Source organism: Streptomyces sp. Rer75, from assembly GCF_013414305.1.
In the GTDB taxonomy this organism is placed as follows: Bacteria; Actinomycetota; Actinomycetes; order Streptomycetales; family Streptomycetaceae; genus Streptomyces; species Streptomyces himastatinicus.
This window is the reverse complement of sequence record NZ_CP058693.1, coordinates 4953675-4977038: the sequence shown is the minus strand read 5'-3', so window position 1 is coordinate 4977038 and position 23364 is coordinate 4953675. Positions and strand designations below refer to the sequence as shown.

At 73.1% G+C, this 23364-nt stretch carries 23 protein-coding genes, 1 tRNA gene, 1 pseudogene and 1 riboswitch; of the genes and pseudogenes, 13 read left to right on the top strand and 12 right to left on the bottom strand.

The genetic code is table 11. From position 1 onward, the window contains the following. Nucleotide 1: 1 nt before the first annotated feature. A complete protein-coding gene (locus tag HYQ63_RS21010; RefSeq protein ID WP_179935345.1) occupies nucleotides 2-565 on the bottom strand; it encodes a GNAT family N-acetyltransferase in 564 nt (187 codons plus the stop codon). 46 nt (nucleotides 566-611) lie between these two features. Between HYQ63_RS21010 and HYQ63_RS21005 the strand changes: the two genes are divergently transcribed. After that, nucleotides 612-1211, top strand: coding sequence for a helix-turn-helix domain-containing protein (locus HYQ63_RS21005; protein WP_179935344.1), 600 nt, complete (start codon nucleotides 612-614; stop codon nucleotides 1209-1211). Here HYQ63_RS21005 and HYQ63_RS21000 read toward each other — a convergent pair. After that, on the bottom strand, nucleotides 1153-1674 hold the full coding sequence (locus HYQ63_RS21000) for an SRPBCC domain-containing protein (protein WP_179935343.1): 522 nt from the start codon (nucleotides 1672-1674) through the stop codon (nucleotides 1153-1155). The genes HYQ63_RS21005 and HYQ63_RS21000 overlap by 59 nt on opposite strands. 149 nt (nucleotides 1675-1823) lie before the next feature. Here HYQ63_RS21000 and HYQ63_RS20995 point away from each other — a divergent pair, with 149 nt between their 5' ends. Both HYQ63_RS20995 and HYQ63_RS46075 read left to right on the top strand, forming a co-directional pair. Then, a complete protein-coding gene (locus HYQ63_RS20995) occupies nucleotides 1824-2771 on the top strand; it encodes a LysR family transcriptional regulator (protein WP_179935342.1) in 948 nt (315 codons plus the stop codon). 152 nt (nucleotides 2772-2923) lie between these two features. Next, nucleotides 2924-3079 (top strand): annotated as a pseudogene (locus HYQ63_RS46075) (hypothetical protein); the annotation flags it as partial. Nucleotides 3080-3090: 11 nt separating this feature from the next. On the opposite strand, the gene HYQ63_RS44825 reads toward HYQ63_RS46075, so the two are convergent. Further along, nucleotides 3091-3330 carry a hypothetical protein gene (locus tag HYQ63_RS44825; protein ID WP_257231994.1) on the bottom strand — a complete coding sequence of 80 codons (240 nt, stop codon included), beginning with the start codon at nucleotides 3328-3330 and terminating at the stop codon, nucleotides 3091-3093. A 199-nt stretch (nucleotides 3331-3529) separates the two neighbouring features. On the opposite strand from HYQ63_RS44825, the gene HYQ63_RS20985 reads away from it, so the two are divergent. Then, nucleotides 3530-4507, top strand: a complete 978-nt coding sequence (locus tag HYQ63_RS20985; RefSeq protein ID WP_179935341.1) for a zinc-binding alcohol dehydrogenase family protein — start codon at nucleotides 3530-3532, stop codon at nucleotides 4505-4507. A 312-nt stretch (nucleotides 4508-4819) separates the two neighbouring features. Here HYQ63_RS20985 and HYQ63_RS20980 read toward each other — a convergent pair. From HYQ63_RS20980 to HYQ63_RS20965, 4 genes are all read right to left on the bottom strand, one after another. Next, a tRNA-Ser gene (locus HYQ63_RS20980) sits at nucleotides 4820-4906 on the bottom strand. A 59-nt stretch (nucleotides 4907-4965) separates the two neighbouring features. Continuing rightward, on the bottom strand, nucleotides 4966-5466 hold the full coding sequence (gene tadA, locus HYQ63_RS20975) for a tRNA adenosine(34) deaminase TadA (protein WP_179935340.1): 501 nt from the start codon (nucleotides 5464-5466) through the stop codon (nucleotides 4966-4968). Nucleotides 5467-5485: 19 nt separating this feature from the next. Further along, nucleotides 5486-6022: a hypothetical protein gene (locus HYQ63_RS20970; RefSeq protein WP_179935339.1), complete on the bottom strand. Its 537-nt coding sequence runs from the start codon at nucleotides 6020-6022 to the stop codon at nucleotides 5486-5488. Nucleotides 6023-6196: 174 nt separating this feature from the next. Next, nucleotides 6197-6397 (bottom strand): hypothetical protein, encoded by a 201-nt coding sequence (locus tag HYQ63_RS20965; RefSeq protein ID WP_123104650.1) that lies wholly within the window; start codon nucleotides 6395-6397, stop codon nucleotides 6197-6199. A gap of 168 nt (nucleotides 6398-6565) precedes the next feature. Here HYQ63_RS20965 and upp point away from each other — a divergent pair, with 168 nt between their 5' ends. Continuing rightward, nucleotides 6566-7201 carry a uracil phosphoribosyltransferase gene (upp, locus tag HYQ63_RS20960; RefSeq protein WP_009716655.1) on the top strand — a complete coding sequence of 212 codons (636 nt, stop codon included), beginning with the start codon at nucleotides 6566-6568 and terminating at the stop codon, nucleotides 7199-7201. A 68-nt stretch (nucleotides 7202-7269) separates the two neighbouring features. On the opposite strand, the gene HYQ63_RS20955 is transcribed toward upp, so the two are convergent. Both HYQ63_RS20955 and HYQ63_RS20950 read right to left on the bottom strand, forming a co-directional pair. Next, complete coding sequence (locus HYQ63_RS20955) at nucleotides 7270-7938, bottom strand: LytR C-terminal domain-containing protein (RefSeq protein ID WP_179935338.1); 669 nt, start codon at nucleotides 7936-7938, stop codon at nucleotides 7270-7272. A gap of 114 nt (nucleotides 7939-8052) precedes the next feature. Further along, nucleotides 8053-8349 (bottom strand): type II toxin-antitoxin system VapB family antitoxin, encoded by a 297-nt coding sequence (locus tag HYQ63_RS20950; RefSeq protein ID WP_009716657.1) that lies wholly within the window; start codon nucleotides 8347-8349, stop codon nucleotides 8053-8055. Nucleotides 8350-8514: 165 nt separating this feature from the next. Next, a riboswitch (TPP riboswitch) is annotated at nucleotides 8515-8686 on the top strand. A gap of 72 nt (nucleotides 8687-8758) precedes the next feature. Here HYQ63_RS20950 and HYQ63_RS20945 point away from each other — a divergent pair. Further along, a complete protein-coding gene (locus HYQ63_RS20945) occupies nucleotides 8759-10246 on the top strand; it encodes an SDR family oxidoreductase (protein WP_179935337.1) in 1488 nt (495 codons plus the stop codon). Here the strand turns inward: HYQ63_RS20945 and HYQ63_RS20940 are convergent. Genes HYQ63_RS20940 through HYQ63_RS20930 form a run of 3 tightly spaced genes read right to left on the bottom strand, consistent with a single transcriptional unit; the run spans nucleotide 10243 to nucleotide 13168 of the window. Then, nucleotides 10243-11490 carry a cytochrome P450 gene (locus HYQ63_RS20940; protein WP_179935336.1) on the bottom strand — a complete coding sequence of 416 codons (1248 nt, stop codon included), beginning with the start codon at nucleotides 11488-11490 and terminating at the stop codon, nucleotides 10243-10245. The two genes, HYQ63_RS20945 and HYQ63_RS20940, sit on opposite strands and share 4 nt — an antisense overlap. A gap of 48 nt (nucleotides 11491-11538) precedes the next feature. Next, the gene (locus HYQ63_RS20935; protein WP_179935335.1) at nucleotides 11539-12975 is read right to left on the bottom strand and encodes an NAD(P)/FAD-dependent oxidoreductase; all 1437 of its coding nucleotides are present in this window, start codon (nucleotides 12973-12975) and stop codon (nucleotides 11539-11541) included. Continuing rightward, entirely contained in the window at nucleotides 12923-13168 is a 246-nt protein-coding gene (locus tag HYQ63_RS20930) for a ferredoxin (protein WP_179935334.1), read from the bottom strand. Before HYQ63_RS20930 ends, HYQ63_RS20935 begins: the two co-directional genes overlap by 53 nt. Nucleotides 13169-13510: 342 nt before the next feature. Between HYQ63_RS20930 and HYQ63_RS20925 the strand changes: the two genes are divergently transcribed. The 7 genes from HYQ63_RS20925 (at nucleotide 13511) to HYQ63_RS20895 (ending at nucleotide 23347) form a co-directional block, all read left to right on the top strand. Further along, on the top strand, nucleotides 13511-14794 hold the full coding sequence (locus tag HYQ63_RS20925; RefSeq protein WP_179935333.1) for an acyltransferase family protein: 1284 nt from the start codon (nucleotides 13511-13513) through the stop codon (nucleotides 14792-14794). Nucleotides 14795-14992: 198 nt separating this feature from the next. Next, nucleotides 14993-17260, top strand: coding sequence for a family 2 encapsulin nanocompartment cargo protein terpene cyclase (locus HYQ63_RS20920; protein ID WP_218929575.1), 2268 nt, complete (start codon nucleotides 14993-14995; stop codon nucleotides 17258-17260). 131 nt (nucleotides 17261-17391) lie between these two features. Beyond that, nucleotides 17392-17628: a hypothetical protein gene (locus HYQ63_RS20915; RefSeq protein WP_179935332.1), complete on the top strand. Its 237-nt coding sequence runs from the start codon at nucleotides 17392-17394 to the stop codon at nucleotides 17626-17628. Next, nucleotides 17625-19118: a sodium:solute symporter gene (locus tag HYQ63_RS20910; RefSeq protein WP_179935331.1), complete on the top strand. Its 1494-nt coding sequence runs from the start codon at nucleotides 17625-17627 to the stop codon at nucleotides 19116-19118. The genes HYQ63_RS20915 and HYQ63_RS20910 overlap by 4 nt, the downstream gene beginning before the upstream one ends. A 62-nt stretch (nucleotides 19119-19180) precedes the next feature. Further along, entirely contained in the window at nucleotides 19181-20620 is a 1440-nt protein-coding gene (locus HYQ63_RS20905; RefSeq protein WP_179935330.1) for an amidase, read from the top strand. Nucleotides 20621-20730: 110 nt separating this feature from the next. After that, the gene (locus tag HYQ63_RS20900; RefSeq protein ID WP_179935329.1) at nucleotides 20731-21939 is read left to right on the top strand and encodes a CdaR family transcriptional regulator; all 1209 of its coding nucleotides are present in this window, start codon (nucleotides 20731-20733) and stop codon (nucleotides 21937-21939) included. A gap of 163 nt (nucleotides 21940-22102) precedes the next feature. After that, nucleotides 22103-23347 carry an FAD-binding oxidoreductase gene (locus HYQ63_RS20895; protein ID WP_179935328.1) on the top strand — a complete coding sequence of 415 codons (1245 nt, stop codon included), beginning with the start codon at nucleotides 22103-22105 and terminating at the stop codon, nucleotides 23345-23347. The last annotated feature ends 17 nt before the right edge of the window (nucleotides 23348-23364 follow it).

Below are 23364 nucleotides of genomic sequence, written 5' to 3'. Positions count from 1 at the left end.
CTCATCCGGGCTCCTGCGCGGGCTCCTGCGCGGGCTCCCGCGCGGACAACGGCCGCTGGAGGAGCGCCGTGTCGACCCAGCGGCCGTGCTTGCGGCCAACGGCGGTCAGCCGCCCGGCGTCGGTGAAGCCGAAGCGCCGGTGCAGCGCCGTCGAGGCGTCACTGCCGGTGCCGTCACCGCCGGTGTCCGCGATGACCGCGATCATCGTCCGCTTCCCGGCCCGTTCGGCGTCGGCGATCAGGCGGCTCAGCAGGGCGCTGCCCAGTCCCCGGCCGGTGGCGTCGGGGGCGAGGTAGATCGTGTCCTCCACCGTGTACCGGTAGGCGGGCTTGGGGCGCCACGGCGCGGCGTACGCGAACCCGACGACGTCGCCGGACAGTTCGGCGACCAGGAAGGGCAGTCCCCGGACGGTGAGATCGCCGAGCAGCTGCTCCCAGTCGGCGGCGGAGCGGGGCGTCTCATCGAAGGTGATCACGCTGTGGCGGACGTAGTGCGTGTAGATGTCGGCCACGGCTTTGAGGTCGGCGTGGCCCGCCGGTCGGATGGCCGTTCCGGGGAGGGACATACACGGCTCATTTCACTATAGAAGAATTGGTCGCTACGATAGTGTAATGGACCTCGTGGTGATGGGCAGATGCATCCAGGGGCTTCGGCACGACCGGGGCTTGACCCTTCAGCAACTGGCCGGCGCGGCCGAGGTGAGCGTGAGCATGCTGTCCTCGGTCGAGCGCGGCCAGAAAGCCCCCACCGTCGTCGTCCTCGCCCGCATCGCCGACGGACTCGGTGTCGCCCTCGCCGAACTGGTCGCCCGGCCGGATGACCACCGGCTCATCGTGCGCCGGGCCGCCGACCAGGACGCCGTCGAGGAGCCCGGAGGGTGGCGGCGGACCATCCTCACCCCGGTGGTGCCCGGCGTGAACTTCGAATGGATCCGCACCACCCTGCCGCCCGGCTGCGACGCGGGCCGGTTCCCCGCGTACGCCCCCGGCTCCCATGAGTTCATCGCCGTGGAATCGGGAACCCTGCGGCTGACGGTGGCGGACGGGGCGGTGGACCTCGGCGCGGGAGACTCCGCGTACTTCGCCGCCGACGTCACGCACGCCTACGCCAACCCCTCGGACGCGCCGTGCACGTACCACGTCGCCGCGCTCATCATGCGCCCCCGGACGCGGCGCGGACCAGCCCGTCCAGCCACGCCTGGTGGCCGTTGAGCATCGGGTTCGGGGTCTGCCCCGCCAGCTCCGCGGCGGGCTGACCGATCTGCGTCTCCTGGGTCAGAACGCGCACCCGGCCGCCGGGAAGGTCCTCCACCAGCCAGGCGTGCAGCACGTCGAGCCGCTCTTCGGGCTTGCCGTCCTGCCGCGCGGTCCACGACAGGCGCCCCGGGACGCCGTCACCGGGCGCCTGGAACCCGACGACGCGGGCGGCCAGGGGCGGGAAGCCGAAGGTGCCGAAGCTGAAGACGAGGTCGTCCGCCAGCACGGGGCCGCCGCCCCGGGGGAAGGAGATGTCGGCGACGTTGTCGTAGTACGACTCCCAGGCGGAGGTGTCGGTCAGGTAGCGCCAGACCTGGGCCGCGGTGATGCCCCGGACGACGACCTCGTTGGAGACGAAGTTGTCGCCGGTGCCGGGGAGGTACTTCTCGGGCCAGTTGATCGCGTTCTGCGTGGTCATGGGGATGCCTTTCAGCGGGTCGTGTGAGGGAGGTCCGGAGGAGGTCGGTGACGTTCATGAACGTAGGACGGAGTCCCATCCGCCAGCCAATAGGCGATCCGGTTTCCGCTATCGGAATGCCGATGGGAACCGTCGCTACGCTGGATGCCATGAAGCACCGGACGCCCGTCCCGGACACCACCCCGGCGGTCGGCGGCAAGCACCTGCCGCCGCACGCGGACCTGAATCTGCTGCGTACGTTCCTGGCCGTCTACCGGTCGGGATCCCTGACGGCGGCGGCCCCGCGGCTCGGGCTGTCCCAACCGACGGTGACCGCCCAGCTCCGCGCCCTGGAGCAGCACACCGGGAGGGAGCTGTTCACCCGGCTGCCGCGCGGGGTGGAGCCGACTCCGTACGCCCGCGAACTGGCCGGGCAGGTCGCCGGACCGCTCGACGCGCTGGCATCGCTGGAGGACGGCGGCACGACGGCCGCGCCCGTGCACCTGGCCGGACCGTCGGAGCTGCTGTGCGTCCGGGTGCTGCCCGCGCTGGTCCCGCTCGTCGCCGACGGTGTCCAGATGCGCGTCACGCAGGGCCTGCCCGAGCCGCTGCTGGAGGAGATGCGCTCCGGGCGCCACGACCTGGTGATCACCACCCGGCGCCCGCGCGGCAAGGCGCTGGAGTCGGTGCCGCTCGCGGATGAGGAGTACCTGTTGGTGGCGAGCCCCGCATGGGCCGAGCGCGTCGCCGAGCATCCGGCGAGCGGTGACCTGTGTGCCGCGCTGCGCGACGTCCCGATGGTGACGTACGCCGAGGACCTGCCGATCGTCCGCCGCTACTGGCGTACCGCCTTCGGCAAGCAGCTCACCGCCCGCGCAGCCGTCACCGTGCCGAACCTGTACGCGGTCCTGTCGGCGGTCAACGCGGGCGCCGGGTACAGCGTGCTGCCGCGCTCGCTGTGCCAGGAACATCTGGACTCCGGCCGCCTCGCCCTGCTCCACGACCCGGAAGTGCCGCCGCTGAACACGCTCTTCCTCGTCCAGCGCCCCGGCGCCGGGACGAACCCGGACGTCCTCCGGGTCCGCGACCGCCTCCGGCAGGCGGCCCGCTCCTGGTAGTCGCTGCCCGGGGGCAGCGGGAGCCGGTGCGGACCCGCTTCACCCCTCCCGGGTGGGCCCGGGGGGCGCCGCGCGACGTGCGGGTCGGGGCGGGCGCGGAGGGGACGGAGGGGACGCGGAGGGGGCGCTCCAACGGTTCAACGAGCTGATCGGTGAGTTCCTCGTCAAGCTGCCCGAGTTCCGCGCCTGGTGGGACACCCACCGCGTCGCCCAGTGCGCCCACGGCGTCCAGCACTTCCGCCCCCCCCACCGTCGGCAGGCTCACCCTCCACCACGAGACCCTGGCCTTCCCCGCCGAACCCGACCAGACCCTCTGCCTCTACACGGCGGAAGCGGGCTCGCCCTCCGCCGAGGCCCTCGCCCTGCTCGCCAGGTTGGCGACGAAGGCGGGGGTGACCTCGCCCAGGACGTCGAGCATCCGGTGCACCGCGGGCCGGGCCCGCTCGGCTCGCGGCGTACGGCGGCCCCGCGGGCCCGCGGGGCGGGGGCGGGCGAGGTCGAACAGGTAGTCGCGTTCGTCGTCGTCCAGCCGCAGGGCCTGCGCGACGGAGGTCAGCACGGCCTCGGAGACGTGGGGTGGCGGCCCTGTTCGAGGCCCAGCTGGACCCAGGTTCGGCTGGGCCGGCTCGGAAGCGGGGACAGGGGCGCGAGTGGGGCCACGGTGGAGGGGTCCCGCTGTTCCCATCCGGCCCTCGTGGGCCGGGACCGGTGCCGGTCAGCTACCGCGCCCCCCACCCTCCAAGGACAGGAGCATCCCCATGAAAGCCATCGTGACCCGGCGCTTCGGCAGCCCCGCGCAGATGGGCGTGGAGGAGCGGCCGACACCCGTGCGCAAGCCCGGCCAAGCGCTGGTCCGTATGCGGGCGGCGACGATCAGCCCGTACACGGCCACCGTTCGCTCCGGCGCTTTCGGCCCGGAGTACGCCACCGTCCCCCTGGTGCTCGGCAGTGAGGGAGCGGGCGTCGTCGAGGAGGGCGAACGGTTCGCGCCGGGCACCCGGGTGGCCGTCTACGGCGGCGGCGAGCTGGGCACGACCGCGGATGGCATGTTCCAGCAGTGGGTGGCCGTCGACGAGGACCGCCTCCTCGTCCTGCCCGACACCCTCGACTTCGCCGAGGGCTCCGCGCTCACCGTCAACTACCTCACCGCCTACCTCGCCCTCACCGACATCGCGCACGTCACCCCGGACCGGACCGTGCTGGTCTCCGGCGCCTCCGGCTCGGTCGGCCACGCCTCGATCCAGACCGCCTCGGCCCTGGGCGCCCGCCCGATCGCACTCGTGTCGTCCCCGGAGAAGGCCCGGTGGGCCGAACAGGCCGGTGCCTGGGCGGTGATCGACCGGTCCGCCGGGAACCTCGGCGACGCCGTCGCGAACGTGACCGACGGGCAGGGGGCCGACCTGGCGCTCGACCCCGTCGGCGGACCGCTCCTGGGCACGCTGCTGCACGTCCTGCGCCGCGGTGGCACGCTCGTCTCGCTCGGCTTCGTCGGTGGCATGCGGGCCGAAGTGGACGTGATGGACCTGATCGGCGGCGAGAAGTACGTCACCGGCTACTCCCTCTTCTCCCACTCCACCGAGGCAATCGCCCCTGCCCTGCGCGGGATCGGGGAGCTGGCCGCCGCGGGCAGGCTCCGGCCCGTCATCGACAGCCGGATCCCGCTGAACGACTTCGAGAACGGCTACACCCGCCTCGCCTCGCGCCAGGCGGTCGGCTCCGTCGTCGTCGAGCTGTGACGTGCCGTCAGCCATCGACGGGTGCAGTGCTCCGCTCGGGTGACGCGGCGTGATACGTCTTGCCCCTTCTGTACACCATCCGATTACTGTGTGTGACACGGGTGAAGCATCTGCGCCAACCCCGCCACTGGCCCCGGCTGCTGACGGAAGCCAATCAAAGTGGCACTCGGTCACCACCGGAAGCCGCAGGCCCTGACACTGATGGCCGTCAGTAGGCCAGTTGGGGGCGTGCGGTGCCCGCGTCCCTGGACGTCGCCACACGCAAAACACCCCCCTTCCCTGCGTTTCCGCAGGTCAGGGGGGTGATTCGAGCGGTAGCGGTGGGATTTGAACCCACGGAGGAGTTGCCCCCTCACGCGCTTTCGAGGCGCGCTCCTTCGGCCGCTCGGACACGCTACCGAGGCAGAGCCTAGCGGACGAAGGGCCGAGATCCGAAATCGGTTCCGGGTGGGGGCCGGTCAGGGGGTGCGGAAGAAGGCGGTGAGGGGGGCCGCGCACTCGTCGGGGAGGACGTCGTGGATGACCTCGGGGCGGTGGTTGAGGCGGCGGTCGCGGACGATGTCCCAGAGGGAGCCGACGGCGCCCGCCTTCTCGTCGACCGCGCCGTAGACCACCCGGTCGAGCCGGGACAGCACGATGGCGCCCGCGCACATGGCGCACGGCTCCAGGGTCACCACCAGGGTGCACCCGGTGAGCCGCCAGCCGCCGAGGCGGCGGGCCGCGGCGCGGAGAGCGAGGACCTCGGCGTGGGCCGTGGGGTCGCCGTGGGCCTCGCGCTCGTTGCGGCCGCGGCCGAGCACCGTGCCGTCCGGGCCCAGCACGACGGCGCCGACCGGGACGTCTCCCGTCTCGGGTGCCCGTACGGCCTCCTCCAGCGCGAGGCGCATCGGGGCGCGCCAGGGGTCACGCAGGGGGTCGGGGTCGGGTCCGGGCAGGATGCCGGTCAGCGGGTCGGTCATGTCACCAGTGTGGCGGCGGTCAGCGCACCGCCTCCAGGCCCTCCATGCTGCACCCCAGCATGTCCGCGATCGATTCGAGCGCGTCCCCGTCGAGGGCCTTCAGTTCCTTCTCCTCCATGCCCAGGTCGGTCAGGATGTCGCCGTCCCCGAGGGGGCCCACCGGGACGGGGGCGTCGGGGTCGGCGTCGTCGTCCTGGTCGGGCTCGCCGTCCTCGGTGCCGTCCAGGTCGACGAGGCTGTCCAGGTCGTCGTCGGGGTCCCGGCCGAGCAGCTCGTCGGTGAGCATCGAGCCGTATGAGGTGCGGGCGGCCGCGGCCGCGTCCGATACGTAGATGTGCGGGTCGTCCTCGCCGTCCACGCGGACGACGCCGAACCACGCGTCTTCGTGCTCGATGAAGGCCAGAACCGTGTCGTCGTCCTTGGCGGCCCCACGAGCCAGATCGATCAAATCGGTCAGAGTCTCCACGTCATCGAGCTCTGTGTCGCTCGCTTCCCACCCTTCTGCGGTGCGCGCGAGCAATGCGGCGAAGTACACCGTGACTCTCCCACTGGTCATAGGCGTGCCGGGGCGGGCGGGACAGTGTCCCGCCCCAATCGGAATCGTGGCAGAAACCATCGCTTCGCGAGAGGTCTTCCGCGCTGCGTCGTGCACCAGTCCAAAGAGATGTGGCTCACGTGAAACGAAACGGACCGACCTGATCGCTTCATCAACGGTGCGCCGGGTTCGGGTTCACCAGCGGAACGTGCGCAGCAGTATCGCCTCGCGCATGCGGGCGGCGCGGGTCAGCCGCGGCCGTACGCGGTCGCGCACCTGCCGGGCCTCGTTCAGCGCGCGCAGGAAGCGTTCGCGACGGCGGCGGCGGTCCGCGGCGCTCTCGCGTGCGGACACGGCACCCATCGTCCTGCCGGTGGGCATGTCGGTGTCGGCCATGGCCTCACCCCTCGGGCCGAGGTCTCCGCCCGGACGTGGGGCCCGGGCGCTCCTGCCCACTTTCCCCCGAAACGGCGGTTTGATGCCAGTACAGCGACAGACTGTCGGCGCGCGCCGGAGGGTTACCGGCGGGAGCCGCGGTCGGAGGGCTCCGTTAGTGTCGTTGCCATGCGGATCCACGTCGTCGACCACCCGCTGGTGGCGCACAAACTCACCACGCTGCGCGACAAGCGCACCGACTCCCCCACCTTCCGGCGGCTCGCCGACGAGCTGGTGACCCTGCTCGCGTACGAGGCCACCCGCGATGTGCGGACCGAGCAGGTCGACATCGAGACCCCGGTGACGGCGACGACCGGGGTGCGGCTCTCGCATCCGCGCCCCATGGTGGTGCCGATCCTGCGGGCGGGCCTCGGGATGCTCGACGGCATGGTGCGGCTGCTGCCGACGGCCGAGGTGGGCTTCCTCGGGATGATCCGCGACGAGGAGACGCTCCAGGCGTCCACGTACGCCACCCGGATGCCCGACGACCTCTCCGGCCGTCAGGTGTACGTGCTGGACCCGATGCTGGCGACCGGCGGGACGCTCGTCGCGGCGATCCGGGAACTCATAGCGCGGGGCGCGGACGACGTCACCGCGCTGTGTCTGCTGGCGGCGCCCGAGGGCGTCGAGGTGATGGAGCGCGAGCTGGCGGGCGCGCCCGTGACGGTGGTCACCGCGTCCATCGACGAGCGGCTCAACGAGCACGGGTACATCGTGCCGGGGCTCGGCGACGCGGGCGACCGGATGTACGGGACCGCGGGCTAGACCCGCCCGGTCCCCTTCAGCGGGGCGGCGCGGGCTGGACCCGCCCGGTCCCGTTCAGCCGGTCCCGCTCAGCAGGGCGAGCCCGAGGGGCGGGGCGAGGGCTTGGTCAGCGCGGTGAGCGCCTTGTCGGCGTCCTTCGCCTTGACCAGGTCCTTGAAGCCCGAGCCGATGATCAGGTCGACGTCCTTGCCCCGGCGGGTGTCGTTCTTGGTCTGTGCCCCGGTGAGCTGGGTGGAGAGCACCCGGAAGGTCCCGTCGGCGGAGGCCGGTGCGCCCAGGAGTATCCCCGGGGCCTTGACCTTCTTGTCGTACGCCTTCGGGGCGTTCCCCACGTCCCCGATCTTGAAGCCGCGCTTCTCCAGCTCCTCGGCGGTGTCCTTCGCGAGCCCGGAGCGCTTGGTCGCGTTGAAGACGTTGACGGTGATGTCGGACGGCTTCGGCAGCTTCTTCGCCGCCGTACGGGACGACGAACCGGGGCTCCGGTCGTGGCCCTTGCCGGGCTCGCGCTTGCAGTCCGCGCTGCCGCGCGCCGCGCGCACCGTGTCGCCGCCCTTGCCGCCGCCGGAGAAGACGTCGATGAGCTGAAGCGTTCCCCAGCCGACCAGGCCGAGCGCCACGACCGAGCCGAGGGCCGCGAACACCAGGCGCCGGCGGCCCCGGGGCCGGCGCATGCGCGGGTAGCGGTCGCCCGTGATGCGGTACTTTCCGCCCATGCCAGGAGGGGTCAGCATGCTCATGTGCGCAGCGTAGTGCGGCCTGGTGACGATGCCTACTAAATGATCAATGGTTGGTGTGCAGTCCAACCCGAAAGGGCCAATGCGGAGGCCCGGTCACCCCTCGCCGGGACGGCGTCAGTCGAGTTCCAGGACGCGCGCGTGCAGCACCTGGCGCTGCTGGAGCGCCGCGCGCACCGCGCGGTGCAGCCCGTCCTCCAGATAGAGGTCGCCGTCCCACTTCACGACGTGGGCGAAGAGGTCCCCGTAGAACGTCGAGTCCTCGGCGAGCAGCGTCTCCAGATCGAGCTGCTGCTTCGTCGTGACCAGCTGGTCAAGACGTACCGGGCGTGGGGCGACATCCGCCCACTGGCGGGTGCTTTCCCGGCCGTGGTCGGGATAGGGTCGACCGTTTCCGATGCGCTTGAAGATCACACGGAAAGCCTACCGGGCAAGCGGCTTCCGGCGCAGCCAAGGCGCGGGAGTGCCAGGCCGGGGGCCCGGGGAGGGCGCTCCGCGACGCGCTGGCAAAAGGGTGGAATTTTCTCGAAAAGGGACTAGTCGCCCAAGGGGGTCAGGAGTAACCTGAATATCAGCCTGCGGGGCGAGCGAGGGAGCTCGACCGGAGAGGCGCTCAGGACAGAGGACTTTGGTTCTCCGGAACGTCTCGTTGATGGCCGGGCTGAGAGGCCGGAAGGTCGGGGAGACCGGAAGGCGACCTCCACAACCTGATCCGGACAATGCCGGCGAAGGGAGCCCACCTCGCAGGTTTTGTGCTGCCCGGCCCCGGCTGCCGCCGCCCCCCCCGCTTGCGGGCGGCCCCCGTGCGTTCGAGCATGGCCGCATGCGCTGTCTGGTCACCGGGGCCACCGGCTACATCGGCGGCAGGCTCGTTCCCGAGCTGCTGACCGCGGGGCACGCGGTGCGCTGTGTGGTCCGTTCCCCTGGCAAGCTGCGCGATCACCCCTGGGCGGGGCGGGTCGAGATCGTACGCGGCGATGTGACCGACGAGGAGTCCGTCCGGGCGGCCATGGAGGGCGTGGACGTCGCGTACTACCTGGTCCACGCGCTGGGCGGCGGGCCCGGCTTCGAGGAGACCGACCGGCGCTCGGCGCGCCTCTTCGGCGAGCGGGCGCGGGCCGCCGGGGTCCGGCGGATCGTCTACCTCGGCGGGCTGACCCCGGCAGGGGTCCCGGACCGCGATCTCTCTCCCCATCTGCGGTCCCGCGCCGAAGTGGGGCGGGTGCTCCTGGACTCCGGGGTGCCGACCGCGGTGCTCCGGGCCAGCGTGATCATCGGGTCGGGCTCGGCGTCGTTCGAAATGCTGCGCTATCTGACCGAACGGCTACCGGTCATGGTCACCCCGCGCTGGGTGCGCACCCGCACCCAGCCGATCGCCGTCCGCGATGTGCTCCGGCTGCTGGTCGGCTGCGCCGAGCTGCCGTACGAGGTGAGCCGGGCCTTCGACATCGGCGGCCCGGAGATCCTCACCTACCGCGACATGATGCTGCGGTACGCGGTCGTCGCCGGGCTGCCCCGGCGCGCCATCCTGCCGGTGCCGGTGCTCACCCCGGGGCTCTCCAGCCTCTGGGTCGGCCTGATCACCCCCGTGCCCGGGACCCTCGCCCGGCCCCTGGTGGAGTCGCTGCGGCATGAGGTGGTCTGCGCCGAGCGGGACATCAGGCGTTACGTACCCGACCCGCCGGGCGGCCCCCTCGGCGTGAACCGGGCCCTGGAGCTGGCCCTGCGGCGGATCCGCGAGGCGGACGTGGCCACCCGCTGGTCCTCCGCCGCCACCCCCGGCGCCCCCAGCGACCCGCTGCCCACCGACCCCGACTGGGCGGGCGGCAGCCTCTACACCGACCACCGCCGCCGCGCCGTGAACGCCTCCCCGCAGGAGGTGTGGCGGGTCGTGGAGAGCATCGGCGGCGAGAACGGCTGGTACGCGCTCCCCCTCGCCTGGGCTCTGCGCGGCTGGATCGACACCCTGATGGGCGGCGTCGGGCTGCGGCGCGGCCGCCGCGACGCGGCCCGGCTGCGGGTCGGGGACAGCCTCGACTTCTGGCGGGTCGAGGAGGTCCTGCCGCCCCGTCTGCTGCGGCTGCGGGCCGAGATGCGGCTGCCGGGGCTGGCGTGGCTGGAGATGCGGGTGGACCGGGACGCGGAGGGCCGGACCGTCTTCCGCCAGCGCGCCGTCTTCCACCCGCACGGGCTGGCCGGGCACCTCTACTGGTGGGGCGTCTCGCCGTTCCACGCGCTGGTGTTCGGCGGGATGGCCCGGAAGATCGCCGCCAAGGCCGAGTCGTCCGGGGTGGCTGTGCCGTTGAGCTAGCGCAGGCCGTCCAGGGTGATGGGGAGGTGGCGGGGGCCGCGGAGGACGGCGTTGCGGCGGTAGGGCGGCGGGTCTTCGCGCAGGCGGGGGTTCTCCAGGCGCCGGGCCAGCGCGGTCAGGGCCAGCTGGGCTTCCAGGCGGGCCAGCGGGGCGCCGAAGCAGCTGTGGATGCCGCTGCCGAAGCCGAGGTGCTGGTTGTCGCGGCGCTGGGGGTCGAAGCGGTCGGGGTCGAGGAAGCGTTGGGGGTCGCGGTTGCCGGAGGCCAGGACGAGCCAGACGGAGGCGCCCTTGGGGATGGTCACCCCGGCGATGTCGATGTCCGAGAGCGGGGTGCGCTGGGGCAGCAGCTGGACGGGCGGGTCGTAGCGCAGCAACTCCTCGACCAGGGGGACGGCCAGATGCGGCTTGGCGCGCAGCCGGGCCAGGACGTCGGGGTTGCGGAGCAGCGCGAGCATGCCATTGGTGATCAGGTTGACGGTGGTCTCGTGGCCCGCGACCAGCAGCAGCGCGGCGGTGCTCAGCAGCTCCGTATGGCTCATCCGGCCGTCCGGGCCGTGCCCGGCGACGAGGGCGGAGAGCATGTCGTCGCCGGGGGAGCGGCGGCGTTCCTCGATCAGTTCGGAGAGGTAGCGGCCGAGTTCGGTGCGCGCCTGCTGGGTGACGCGGCGCCGTTCGGCGGCGTCCTGTTCGGGGTCCGGGTCGAGGCTGGCGGCGAGGGTGTCGGCCCAGGTGTGGAAGCGGGGTTCGTCCTCGCGCGGGACGCCCAGCAGTCGGCAGATGACGGTGACCGGGAAGGGGTACGAGAAGTCGTCGACGAGGTCGATGCGGTCCCGGTCCCGGAAGCCGTCGATCAGCTCGTCGACGATGCGGGACAGCTCGCCGCGCATGGCGTGGATCCGCCGGGGGGTGTGCGGCGGGCCGAAGGGGGTCATGGCGAGGCGGCGCAGCCGGTCGTGTTCGGGCGGGTCGAGCTTCAGGAAGGCGGGCGGCAGCCCGGGGTCGTCCTCCTCGGCCTCGGTCTCGGCGTCGGCCGGTTCCCCGGCGGCGCGGGGGTCGAGGTTGCGCGCGTCGGAGCTGATGCGCGGGTCGTGCAGGAGGGCGTGGATCTCCCAGTAGGTGCTGACGACGTACGGGCCGTCCTCCTCGTGCACCACGGGCGTTTTGCGCAGTTCCGCGTAGATCGGGTACGGGTCGGCGCGGTTGGCGTAGTCGGTGATCTTCCGCAGGAGGGGGCCGTGGGCCATGGCGGAGTCCTTCCGGGGATCAGGGACGGGGGCAGGGGATCGGGGTGGTCAGACGCGCGAGGGGGTGAAGGCGATCCGCCGGTCGGAGGGCGAGTAGCCGCTGAGGGTGACGGTCGGGCCGTGGGTGGGCAGCGTGGGGTCCGGGAAGTCGGCGGGGACGGGCCGCAGCCCCTCGGTGCGGCGGTCGACGGTGGTGAACGGCGGCGGGAAGGGCGCGGCGGTCTCGATCAGCCGCTGGTAGAACGCCAGCCACTTGCTCTGGTCGAAGGTGACGGCGGCGATGACGCGCCCCTGGTATCCGTAGACCGCGGTGAAGCGGCGCTCGGCGAGCGACCCCTGCGCGATCAGGACCTCCTCGCCCATCGACGGCACCCCGACCGACTTGATGTTCACCCCGAACTGGGAGGACCAGAAGGCCGGGACCCACAGATGCGGACGGCGGTCGGCGCTCGCGCTGATCATGTTGTGGGCGGCGATCTCGGCCTGGGCGACCGCGTTGCCCCAGTGCTCCAGGGACAGGAACTGGTAGCCGAAGAGCGGATGCGGGGAGCGGGCCACGTCCCCGGCCACGAAGATGTCGTCGGTGACGATGCCGCGTACGTCGAAGGCGCGGCAGCCCGCGTCGCAGGCGATCCCGCGGGGCCCGGCGCCCAGCCCGGAACCGGCCAGCCATTCGGTGTTGCGGGTGATGCCGAGGGAGACCACCGCGACATCGGCGTCGAGGGCGGTGCCGTCGGACAGATGGGCCCGCCGCAGCCGCCCGGCGGCGTCGCCCTCCAGCCCGGTGACCATGACGCCGCAGCGCAGGTCCACGCCGTGGGCGCGCTGGAGGCCGGCGGCGACCTCGCCGAGCACCCCGCCGAGGGCGCCGACCAGGGGGGTGGGGCCGCGTTCGGCGACGGTGACCGGCAGCCCCCGCTCCCGGCAGGCGGAGGCGATCTCCGAGCCGGTGAAGCCCGCGCCGATGACCAGCACCCGGCGCGGTGCGGCCGACAGGCGGCGGTGCAGCGCGGCCGCGTCCTCGCGGGTACGGAGCACGAAGACGCCGTCCAGCTCGGCCTCCAGGGGGTGCGGCCAGGGCCGGGCGCGCACCCCGGTGGTGATCAGGAGCCGGTCGTAGCCGACCTCGTCGCCGTCGGCCAGCCGCACCCGGCGGGCGGTCATGTCCAGCCCGGTGGCGGCGACGCCGAGCCGCCACCGCGCGTACACCTCGCGGCGCCGGGGCAGCGTGGTGTGGTCGGCGGGGGCCCGGCCCAGCAGCACCTGCTTGGACAGCGGCGGCCGGTCGTACGGCTCGTGGGGCTCGTCACCGATGATCGTGAGCGACCCGGAGAACCCCTCGTCGCGCAGTGTCTCGGCGGCCCGCAGCCCGGCCAGCGAGGCGCCGACGATCACGATGCGCCCCTCGCGCCGCAGCGTGTGCGGCGCGCCGTCAGCGGACACCGGACAGGCCCTCGTCGCCGACCGGGCCGTCGACCAGGTCATCGTCCGGACCCTCGACCAGGATGGCCTGGACCGGGCAGGCCGCCGCCGCGCGCGCCACGTTCTCCCGCTGGGTGTCGTCCGCGTGCGGGGTGTAGAGCAGCGCCTCCTCGCCGTGCAGGGTGAAGACGTCGGGGGCGAGGAACGCGCACTGCGCGTATCCCTGGCAGCGGTTGAGATCGACGACAAGCCTCATCGGGCCCTGCCCTTCGCACGCCTCGGGTCGCCGGGTCGCCCCCTCCTGGGCCCAGCATGGGCGAGGCGGCCGGGGCCCGCGCGCACAGCCGGGCCAAAGGGGCGACGGGGGCGAGTCAGGCGGTGCGGCGCGACGTGCGGTGCGGCGGCGGGTGCGGGTGCGGGGGCGCAGTGTGCCAGTGGGGGCGGGGGCGTGAACGGTCGTTGCGCAAGAGCTGAGTCATTCCGCCCGTGGCCCTGTGGCCGCCACTACCGTGCGTGGAATGTTCCACTCCGCAGCCCTCTCCTCAACCCCACAAAGAGGCGGGATCGCCGCTGTCGGTTCCATGGGGTGGCGTATGTGATGAACATCTCGTCCTTACGTCGCGCGCAACGCGCCCCCGCCCCCGGGCCCGTCCCCCCACCCGTCCGCCCGCCCGTCCCCGTGTCCGTCCCCTCGTCCTCCGCAGCCCCCAAGCAGCGGGACGCGTTCTTCGACAACGCCAAGTACCTGGCAATCGTGCTGGTCGCGATGGGGCATTCCTGGGAACCGCTGCGGGACGGCAGCAGAGCGGCGTCCGCCCTCTACATGTTCGTCTACGCCTTCCACATGCCGGCGTTCATCCTCATCTCCGGCTACTTCTCGCGGAACTTCGACCTCCGGCCGGATCGGCTGAAGCGCCTGCTCACCGGGGTCGCCGTCCCGTACGTGATCTTCGAGTCCGTGTACAGCCTCCTCAGGGGCTGGGCGGGCGGCGACCCCTCGTACCCGATCAGCCTGCTCGACCCTTGGTATCTGACCTGGTTCCTGATCGCGCTCTTCGTGTGGCGGGTCACCACCCCGGTGTGGCGGATCGCGCGCCATCCGGTGCCGCTCGCGCTCGCGATCGCCGCGCTCGCCTCGTGCTCGCCCGACATCGGCGACGATCTCGACCTTCAGCGCGTGCTCCAGTTCCTCCCCTTCTTCGTGGCGGGACTGCACATGCGGCCGGAGCACTTCCGGATGGTGCGGCGGCGGGAGGTGCGGATGGTGGCCCTGCCCGTGGCGGCCGCCGCGCTGGTCTTCACGTACTGGGCGGTGCCGCGCATGAACGCCGGGTGGTTCTACCACCGGGACAGCGCCCAGGAGATGGGGGCGCCGTGGTGGAGCGGCATCGTGATGACGTTCGCCCTCTTCGGCTGCTCCATGGTGCTCACCGCGTGCTTCTTCGCCTGGGTGCCGGGGCGGACGATGTGGTTCACCGCGCTCGGCGCCGGAACGCTGTACGGGTACCTGCTGCACGGCCTGCTCATAAAGGGCTCCCACTTCGCGGGGTGGTACGACCCGTCCTGGCTGCACACCCCGGCGGGCGCGATCGCGGTCACGGTCATCGCCGCGGTGGTGGTGACCGCGCTGTGCTCCCCGCTCGTGCAGCGGACGTTGCGATTCGCGATGGAGCCGCGGATGGAGTGGGCCTTCCGGTCGGTGGCGGGGTCTCCGGCTGCCGGGCCCGGGGCGGGGCCTGCCGCCGCCGGTTCGGGGGCCGCCGTGGCCGGATCCGGGCCGGGGGCCACCGTGGGCGGATCCGGCCCGGGGGCCGTCGTGGCGCGGTCCGCCGCGACGCCGCGGGCGGTCGTCCCGGCCCAGGCCACGAGACCGCCCGGATAGCGCGCGCACGACCTGCCGTTTCCGGTCCCGCCTCGGCCGTACCGCCGTGGCGGGGCCGGAAACGATCGCACATTCATGTGACTGATCGGTCTGTCGGATAGGCCGTCAGGGCCCTGGGTAGGGCCGAGCCGACCAGCCCGCGGGGGCCTGTTTCCGGCCGCGCGGGCAACCGTCGTACGGAGAGGTGCCGGCCCGCCAGTGACACAGCCCTTTCAACTCCCCGACTTCTACATGCCGTACCCGGCGCGGCTGAATCCCCACGTCGAGGAGGCACGGGAGCACTCCACCCGCTGGGCCCGCGAGAGGGGAATGCTCGAAGGCTCCGGGATCTGGGAGCAGGAGGATCTCGACGCCCACGACTACGCCCTGCTGTGCGCCTACACCCACCCCGACTGCTCCGCCGCGGAACTGGCCCTGATCACGGACTGGTACGTGTGGGTGTTCTTCTTCGACGACCACTTCCTGGAGCGGTTCAAGCGCTCGCAGGACCGTGCGGGCGGCAAGGCGTACCTGGACCGGCTGCCGCTGTTCATGCCGATGGATCCGGCGGCGGCCGGGATGCCGGAACCGGAGAACCCGGTCGAGGCGGGGCTGAAGGACCTGTGGGTGCGGACGGTGCCCGCGATGTCGCCGGACTGGCGGGCCCGGTTCCGGGAGTCCACGGAGAACCTGCTCAACGAGTCGCTCTGGGAGCTGTCCAACATCAACGCAGGGCGGACACCCAATCCGGTGGAGTACATCGAGATGCGCCGCAAGGTCGGCGGCGCCCCGTGGTCGGCGGGGCTCGTGGAGCACGCGGTGGGGGCCGAGGTCCCCGCGGTGATCGCGGAGTCGCGGCCGCTGCGCGTGCTGCGGGACGCGTTCGCGGACGCGGTACACCTGCGCAACGACCTGTTCTCGTACCAGCGGGAGATCGAGGAGGAGGGCGAGCGGAGCAACGGGGTGCTGGTCCTGGAGACGTTCCTGGGCTGCACCACCCAGCAGGCGGCGGACGCCGTCAACGACCTGCTCACCTCGCGGCTCCAGCAGTTCGAGAACACCACGTTCACCGAGCTGGCCCCGCTGTTCGCCGAGCACGGCCTGGACGCGGCGGCATGCGCGGGCGTCATGGCGTACGTCAAGGGGCTCCAGGACTGGCAGTCGGGCGGCCATGAGTGGCACATGCGGTCCAGCCGCTACATGAACGGCGGAGGGGCCGCGGCCGAGCCCGCCTGGTCGCCGTTCTCCGTGAGCGGCCTCGGCATCGGCGGCCTCGGCGTCGGTGGCCCGGGTGGCAGCGGCCTGGGCGTATCGGCCGCCGACATACGGCTCACCACCGGCCGGGCGGAGCGGGCCCGGGCGCGCGGTTTCAGCCATGTGCCGCACCAGCGGGTCGGGCCGTCCCGGCTGCCGGACTTCTTCATGCCGTTCACCGCCCGGCTCAGCCCGCATCTGGACCGGGCGCGCCGCAATCTGGTCGAGTGGACGCACCGGATGGGCATCTTCGGGCCCCAGCCGGGCGTCCCCGACTCGGACGTCTGGGACGAGCGCCGGCTGCGCGCCGCCGACCTTCCGCTGTGCGCGGCGGGTATCCACCCGGAGGCGTCCCCCGACGAGCTGGATCTGACGTCGGGCTGGCTCACCTGGGGAACCTACGCGGACGACTACTATCCGCAGGTCTTCGGCCGGAAGCGGGACCTCACCGGCGCCGAGGCGTGCAACGAGCGGCTCAAGACGTTCATGCCGGTCGACGCGGGCCCCACCCCCGTCCCCGCGGGCGGGCTGGAGCGCGGCCTCGCCGACCTGTGGTCGCGTACCGCGGGACCGATGGAGGAGGACGCGCGCCGCGCGTTCCGCCAGGCCGTCGACGACATGCTCGACAGCTGGCTGTGGGAGCTGGCCAACCAGGCGCAGCACCGGATCCCCGACCCGATCGACTACATCGAGATGCGCCGCCACACCTTCGGCTCCGGCCTCACCATGAGCCTGTGCCGACTCGCATACGGGAGGCGCGTCCCGCCCGGGATCTGCGACAGCGGGCCGGTCCGTTCGCTGGAGAGCGCCGCCATGGACTACGCCACCCTGCTCAACGACGTCTTCTCGTACCAGAAGGAGATCGAGTTCGAGGGCGAGGTCCACAACGGCGTCCTGGTCGTGCAGAACTTCTTCGACTGCGACTACCCGACCGGGGTGGCCATCGTGCAGGACCTGATGACCTCGCGGATGCGGCAGTTCCAGCACGTCGCGGCCCATGAGTTCCCGGTCCTGTACGAGGACTTCGGGCTGTCGGCGCAGGGCCGGGCGGCCCTGGAGGGGTATGTGCGCGACCTCCAGAACTGGATGACCGGGATCCTGACCTGGCACCGGGAGGTCGCCCGGTACCGGGAGGAGGAGCTGCGGCACGAGGCCGGGGCGCCGCGGCAGCTGTTCGGACCGACGGGTCTTGGGACGTCGGCCGCGCGGCTTCCGGTGGGCGCGGGCCGGTAGCGACCTTGTGGAGCCCCGCCTTGTCCCCGCGGACAAGGCGGGGCCGCCGCATGTTGGCCGCCGGTGACGATGCCGGACGCGGGGGCGGGTCTGTTGAATGCCGCGCAGTCCCCTCGCGCCCTGGAGGTACCGTGTCGCGGCGCAAACTGCTCGTCCTTCTCCCCGTGGTCCCGGCGCTGGCCCTGCTCGCCTCGGTGTGGCTGCCGTTCGTCAACGCCGAGCGGCTGTGGTTCGGCATGCCCTCGCTGTACGTCTGGGTCGGCGGCTGGGTGCTCACGCTCACCCCGGCGCTGGCCGCCGTCGAGTGGGGGCTGTTCCGGCACGGTGAGCGCGTGGCGGCGGGTGCGGCGGCGGGTGAGGGACAGTGAGCGTCGTCCTCGCCGTATCGCTGCTGGGCATGTGCGCCCTCGCCCTCTGCGGCTTCCTCGGCCGGACCGGGCGCTCCACCGACCTCGCCGAATGGGCCGTCGGACGGCGCAACTTCGGCACCGCCGCCATGTGGTTCCTCCAGGCGGGCGAGGTGTTCACCACCTTCAGCTTCCTCGGGGTCGCGGGGGTCGCGTTCACCGGCGGCAACGCCGCCACGTACGCCGTCGTCTACCTGGCCCTCGCCTTCCTGCTGCTCTACTTCGTCCAGCCGAGGCTGTGGCGGCTGGGCAAGGAACGCGGCTACCTCACCCAGGCCGACTACTTCACCGACCGCTACCGCAGCCCGCTGTTCGGCAAGGTCGTCGCGGTCATCGGGCTGATCTTCCTGCTCCCCTACATCCAGCTCCAGCTCACCGGGCTCGGCATGGTCGTCGGGCTGGTGACCGGAAGTACGGCGTCGGGGCGGCTGAGCATGGTGCTGGCCTCGGTGCTGACGGCCGCCTTCGTGCTGTGGTCCGGCATCCGCGGGCTGAAGAACAGCGCCTACTTCAAGGACGTCCTGACGGTCGGCGTCATGGCGGTGCTCGCCGTCGTCGTCCCGCTGCACTACGTCGGCGGCGGCGTGGGCGAGGTGTTCCGGCGGGTCCACGAGGTGCAGCCGCAGATGCTGACCGTGCACGGCGGGGCGCAGGACCAGGTGTGGTGGACCACCAGCGTGCTGGTCTCGGCGATCGCGGGCGGGATGATGGCGACGCCGCACCACTGGCCGCCGCTGATGGCCGCGGGCGGGCCGCGGGCGATCCGTACGAACAACATCTTCATGCCGCTGTACCAGGTCGCGCTGATGATCCCGATCATGATCGGGCTCACGGGGGTGGTCGCGCGGGTCGACGGCGACGGCGACGGGGTGCTGCTCACCCTCGCCCAGGGCGCCCTGCCGGACTGGGCCACCGGGCTCGTCGTGGTCGCCGCGGCGGCCTCGGCGATGGTTCCGGCCGGGGCGATGTGCATCGGCATCTCCACCCTGGTCGCCCAGAACCTGCTGCCCCCGGGCCGGGAGTCGGCCCGCATGCGGGTCAACCACAGCGTCGTCGTCCTGGCCATCGGCCTGGCCCTCACCCTCGGCATCCTGCGCCCCGGCCTCCTGGCCGACCTGCAACTGCTCACGGTGAGCGGCTTCATCCAGCTCGTCCCCGGCCTGCTCGCCGTCCTCGGCCGACGCCGCCTCCTCACGGCACGGGCCGCCCTGGCGGGGCTGGCGGCGGGCGAGGCCGTGGTGACGTGGCTGACGCTGGCCGAGGTGGATGTGCGGCACGTGAACGCCGGGCTGGTGGGGCTGGGGGTGAACGTGGCGGTGGCGCTGCTGGTGCAGTTGCTGTTCCCCCGCCCCGCCCCTTCCCGGTCCGCTCCCGCCCCTGACCGGGCCTCCGCCCCGCGCACTCCCGCAGCCACCGCCGCGCGGCGGGCCGACGAATTCCCCCGCGGATAACCGCTCACCGTGGGGGAGGAGTGGGGTGGGGACAATCCGACGAGCTACGAGAGCGAGCCACCGTGACGGACCACGACGACGAGCTGTGCTACAAGACCGCGCGCGAGCTGAGCGCCCTGTTGCGGGGGCGTGAGCTGTCGGCGCGGGAGGTGGTGCGGGCGCATCTTGAGCGGATCGAGCGGGTCAACCCCGACGTCAACGCGATCGTCACCCTCGTCGCGGACCGCGCGCTCGACGCCGCCGCCGCGGCCGACGAGCGGATCGTGGCGGCGGGGGCGGACGGGGTGGGGGTGCTGCACGGGCTGCCCATCGCGCACAAGGACACCCACAACACCGCGGGCATCCGCACCAGCCACGGTTCGCCGCTGGTCGACGGCGTACCGGACCAGGACGACCTGATCATCGAGCGCATCCGGGACGCCGGGGCGATCACCCTGGGCAAGACGAACGTGCCCGAGTTCGCCGCCGGTTCGCACACCTTCAACCCGATCTTCGGCGCCACCCACAACCCGTACGCACTCGACCGCAGCGCGGGCGGCAGCAGCGGGGGTGCGGCCGCCGCGCTCGCCAGCGGCATGGTCCCGATCGCGGACGGCAGCGACACCGGCGGGTCGCTGCGCAACCCGGCCTCGTTCAACAACGTGGTGGGGCTGCGCCCGTCGCCCGGGCGCGTCCCGACCTGGCCCGCGGCGAACGCGTGGACCACGCTCTCGGTCAAGGGCCCGATGGCCCGTACGGTCGCGGACACCGCCCTGCTGCTGTCCGCGATGGCGGGCCCCGACCCCCGGTCGCCGATCGCGCTGGAGGAGCCGGGCGCCCGGTTCGCCCGGCCGCTGGACCGGGATCTGACCGGGCTGCGGGTGGCCTGGTCGCCGGACCTGGGCGGGCTGGTGCCGGTGGAGCCGGAGGTGGCGGCGGTCGTGGAGGCGTCGGCGGGGGTCTTCGAGGACCTCGGGTGCGTGGTGGAGCGGGCGTGCCCGGACCTGTCGGAGGGCGAGGAGGTGTTCCGTACGCAGCGGGCCGCGCTGTTCGAGGTCGCGTTCGGCCCGCTCATGGACCGTCACCCGGAGGGCCTGAAGCGGACGATCCGGGAGAACGCGGAGGCGGGGCGCCGCCTCACCGGGCCCGAGGTGGCCCGCGCCGAGGTGCTGCACACCGCGCTCTTCCACCGCGTCCGCGCCTTCTTCGAGCGCTACGACGTGCTGCTGCTCCCGGTCAGCCAGGTGCCGCCGTTCGACATCGGCATCGAGTACCCGACCGAGGTGGCGGGGGTGGCGATGGGGGACTACCTGGAGTGGATGCGTTCCGCGTACCTGGTCACGTCGACGGGCAGCCCCGCCCTGTCCGTCCCGGCCGGGTTCACGCCCGCCGGGCTGCCGGTGGGTCTCCAGATCGTCGGACCGCACCGGGCGGACTTCGCCGTCCTCCAGATCGGCCACGCCTTCGAGCAGGCCACCGGATACGGGCGGCGCCGCCCGGAGTCGACCGGGGCGATCGGGTAGCGGGGCGCGTAACGGCACGTCCATGGACAATCCCCGCCTCAGCGCATCGATACGGCCCGGTCCGGGTAGTGGCCCCCGGAACCGTCGGCGCGCTCATGAGCGGAGGAGCCATGTACGACGACTCCCCGGACGGCCTCCTCGCCCTGGCCAACAGCATCGCCGGGCTCGTCGGCGCGCCGGTCACCATCGAGGACGACGCTTCCGAGTTGATCACCTACTCGCCCGGCCAGGAGTACTCGGACGACGCCCGTGTCGCGACCATCCTCAGCCGCCGGGTGCCCGACCGGTACCGGCCGCTGCTGCGCAACGACCGGCTGGATGTGCGGCTGGCGGGCTCGTCCGTCCCGCTCTACGCGGACTTCCGGGCGTCCGGGGCGCCCGATGTGCTGCCGCGGGCGATCATGCCGATCCGGGTGGACGACCTGTCCGTGGGTTCCATCTGGGCGATCGTGCCGACCGCGCCCTCCCGGGAGCAGCGGGCGGCCCTGGTGGAGGCGGCCGCGCTGGCGGCTCCGGTGCTGGCCCGGCAGATCGCGCGGCGGCGCGGGGAGGAGGCGCGGCGGGCCGCGGCCGTACGCGCCCTGCTGGCCGGCGGGGCGGGGGCGGTCGAGGCCGCCGCCGAACTGCCGCTGGCGCCCGGCCCGCTGGCCGTCGTCGCGCTGCGGCCGGTGACCCCGGCCGCGTCCGGCGAGCCGCTGCGGCGTGCGCTCGCCGGGCTCGACGGGCTCGCGGGGTTCGCGGGGTTCGCCGGACCGGCCGGGGCGGCGCACGGCGGTGTCCACGCGGAGGCCGACGGCGCGGGCTACGCCGTGCTGCCGGTGCGCGACGAACAGCGGCTGGCGCGCGTCGTCCGCGAACTCCAGGACCGGTCCGGGCTGGTGGCCGGGGTGGGCCGTACCGTCCCCGGCCCCGACGCGCTGGACCGCTCCCGGGCCGACGCCGACCTGGTCGTCCGCCTCCTCACCCGGCTGGGCGGCTCGGGCGGCGCGGCCGCCCACATCCGCGATGTCCACCTGGACGCGCTGCTCATGCAGACGGTCGACCTGGCCGACGAGTCCGGGCACGACCCGCTGGGCGCGATCGCCGAGCTGGAGCGTTACGACCGCGAGCGCGGCACGGAACTGCTCGACAGCCTGGCCCGCTACCTCGCCGCCGGCGAGGACGCCCGGCTGGCCGCCCGCCAGCTGCACATCCACCCCAACACGCTGCGCTACCGCCTGCGGCGCGCACACGAGATCGCGGGCCTCGACCTCGCCGACCCGGCCGCCAAGTTCGAGATCCAGCTGCGCCTGCGCCTACGAGCGCTGCGCCTCCCGTAGGCGACGCCGGGCCCGCGTCGCGGGCTTGTGCCGTGCGACAACACCCGCCCCCGTGCAATCGGTCCCCAGGACAGTGCGGCGCGCGCCCCCGCCCGCCCATGATGCGTACGCAGCACGCAACACCGGGGAATCCAGGGGAAGCCAGGGGAAGGGGAACGCCACCGTGTCCACACCACGCAGCGCCGTCGTCGTCGGTGCCGGAATCGTCGGGCTCGCCACCGCGTGGGCCCTACAGGGCCGGGGTGTCGAGGTCACGGTGGCCGAGCGGCGGCGACCGGCGGCCGGGGCCTCGTGGGGGAACGCGGGGTGGCTGACGCCGGCGCTCGCCATGCCGTTGCCCGAGCCCGCCGCGCTGCGGTACGGGGTGCGCAGTCTGGTCACGCCGACCTCGCCCGTCTACATCCCGCCGCGGGCCGATCCGCGGTTGGCGCGCTTCCTGCTGTCGTTCACCCGGCACTGCACCCCGCGCCGCTGGCGGGTGCTGGCCACCACGTTCGCCGCGCTGAACCGGCACGCGCTCGCCGCGTACGACGATCTCGCGGCGGGCGGTGTCGAGGAGCCGACCGTCCCGGTGGACCCGATGCTGCTCGCGTTCGGTACGGCGGCCGAGCGGGCGGGGATGGTGGAGGAGCTGGAGCACGCGCGGGCGGCGGGGTACGAGATTCCGTACGAGGCCATCGACGGCGACCGTGCGCGCTCCCTGGAGCCGGTGCTCAGCGACGCGGTCGGCGCGGGCATCGCGCTGCACGGGCAGCGGCGGCTGAACCCCGGGAACTTCGTGCGGGCGCTGGCGGACGCGGTGCGGGAGCGCGGGGGGAAGGTCGTGGAGCGGGCCGAAGTATCCGGCATCCGCGACCTGGGCACGGGGGTCGCGGTCGGCACGTCGCAGGGCGATCTGCGCGCGGACGTCGCCGTCGTCTCCACCGGGACCTGGCTGAACCGGCTGGTCCGCCCGTTCGGGGTGCGGGTGCCCGTCCAGTCGGGGCGCGGGTACAGCTTCAGCGTGCCCGCCGCGGGCGCACCGGCGCGCCCGACGTATCTGGCCGCGCAGAAGGTGGTGTGCACCCCGCTGGGCGACGGCCGGGTGCGGGTCGCCGGGATGATGGAGCTGGCGCCCCCGGAGCGGCCCGTCGATCCGCGCCGCATCCAGGCGATCATCGCCGCGGCCCGTCCGCTGCTGCGGGACGTCGACTGGGACGCCCGTACGGACGAGTGGGTCGGCTCGCGCCCGTGCACCGCCGACGGGCTGCCGCTGGTCGGTCCGACCGCCTCGCCGCGGGTGTACGTGAACGGCGGCCACGGCATGTGGGGCGTGGCCCTCGGCCCCCTCACCGGTCGGCTGCTGGCCGACGCCATCGCGACCGGCACCGCCCCCGCCGAACTGGCCGCGCTGCATCCCCTGCGCTGACGTTTTACGTGCGCGGG

Excerpts from the sequence above, each read along its gene's own strand:
- HYQ63_RS21010 (WP_179935345.1), bottom strand. The coding sequence starts at position 565 with ATGTCCCTCCCCGGAACGGCCATCCGACCGGCGGGCCACGCCGACCTC.
- HYQ63_RS21005 (WP_179935344.1), top strand. The coding sequence starts at position 612 with ATGGACCTCGTGGTGATGGGCAGATGCATCCAGGGGCTTCGGCACGAC.
- HYQ63_RS21000 (WP_179935343.1), bottom strand. The coding sequence starts at position 1,674 with ATGACCACGCAGAACGCGATCAACTGGCCCGAGAAGTACCTCCCCGGC.
- HYQ63_RS20995 (WP_179935342.1), top strand. The coding sequence starts at position 1,824 with ATGAAGCACCGGACGCCCGTCCCGGACACCACCCCGGCGGTCGGCGGC.
- HYQ63_RS20985 (WP_179935341.1), top strand. The coding sequence starts at position 3,530 with ATGAAAGCCATCGTGACCCGGCGCTTCGGCAGCCCCGCGCAGATGGGC.
- tadA (WP_179935340.1), bottom strand. The coding sequence starts at position 5,466 with ATGACCGACCCGCTGACCGGCATCCTGCCCGGACCCGACCCCGACCCC.
- HYQ63_RS20970 (WP_179935339.1), bottom strand. The coding sequence starts at position 6,022 with ATGACCAGTGGGAGAGTCACGGTGTACTTCGCCGCATTGCTCGCGCGC.
- HYQ63_RS20965 (WP_123104650.1), bottom strand. The coding sequence starts at position 6,397 with ATGGCCGACACCGACATGCCCACCGGCAGGACGATGGGTGCCGTGTCC.
- upp (WP_009716655.1), top strand. The coding sequence starts at position 6,566 with ATGCGGATCCACGTCGTCGACCACCCGCTGGTGGCGCACAAACTCACC.
- HYQ63_RS20955 (WP_179935338.1), bottom strand. The coding sequence starts at position 7,938 with ATGAGCATGCTGACCCCTCCTGGCATGGGCGGAAAGTACCGCATCACG.
- HYQ63_RS20945 (WP_179935337.1), top strand. The coding sequence starts at position 8,759 with ATGCGCTGTCTGGTCACCGGGGCCACCGGCTACATCGGCGGCAGGCTC.
- HYQ63_RS20940 (WP_179935336.1), bottom strand. The coding sequence starts at position 11,490 with ATGGCCCACGGCCCCCTCCTGCGGAAGATCACCGACTACGCCAACCGC.
- HYQ63_RS20935 (WP_179935335.1), bottom strand. The coding sequence starts at position 12,975 with ATGACCTGGTCGACGGCCCGGTCGGCGACGAGGGCCTGTCCGGTGTCC.
- HYQ63_RS20930 (WP_179935334.1), bottom strand. The coding sequence starts at position 13,168 with ATGAGGCTTGTCGTCGATCTCAACCGCTGCCAGGGATACGCGCAGTGC.
- HYQ63_RS20925 (WP_179935333.1), top strand. The coding sequence starts at position 13,511 with ATGAACATCTCGTCCTTACGTCGCGCGCAACGCGCCCCCGCCCCCGGG.
- HYQ63_RS20900 (WP_179935329.1), top strand. The coding sequence starts at position 20,731 with ATGTACGACGACTCCCCGGACGGCCTCCTCGCCCTGGCCAACAGCATC.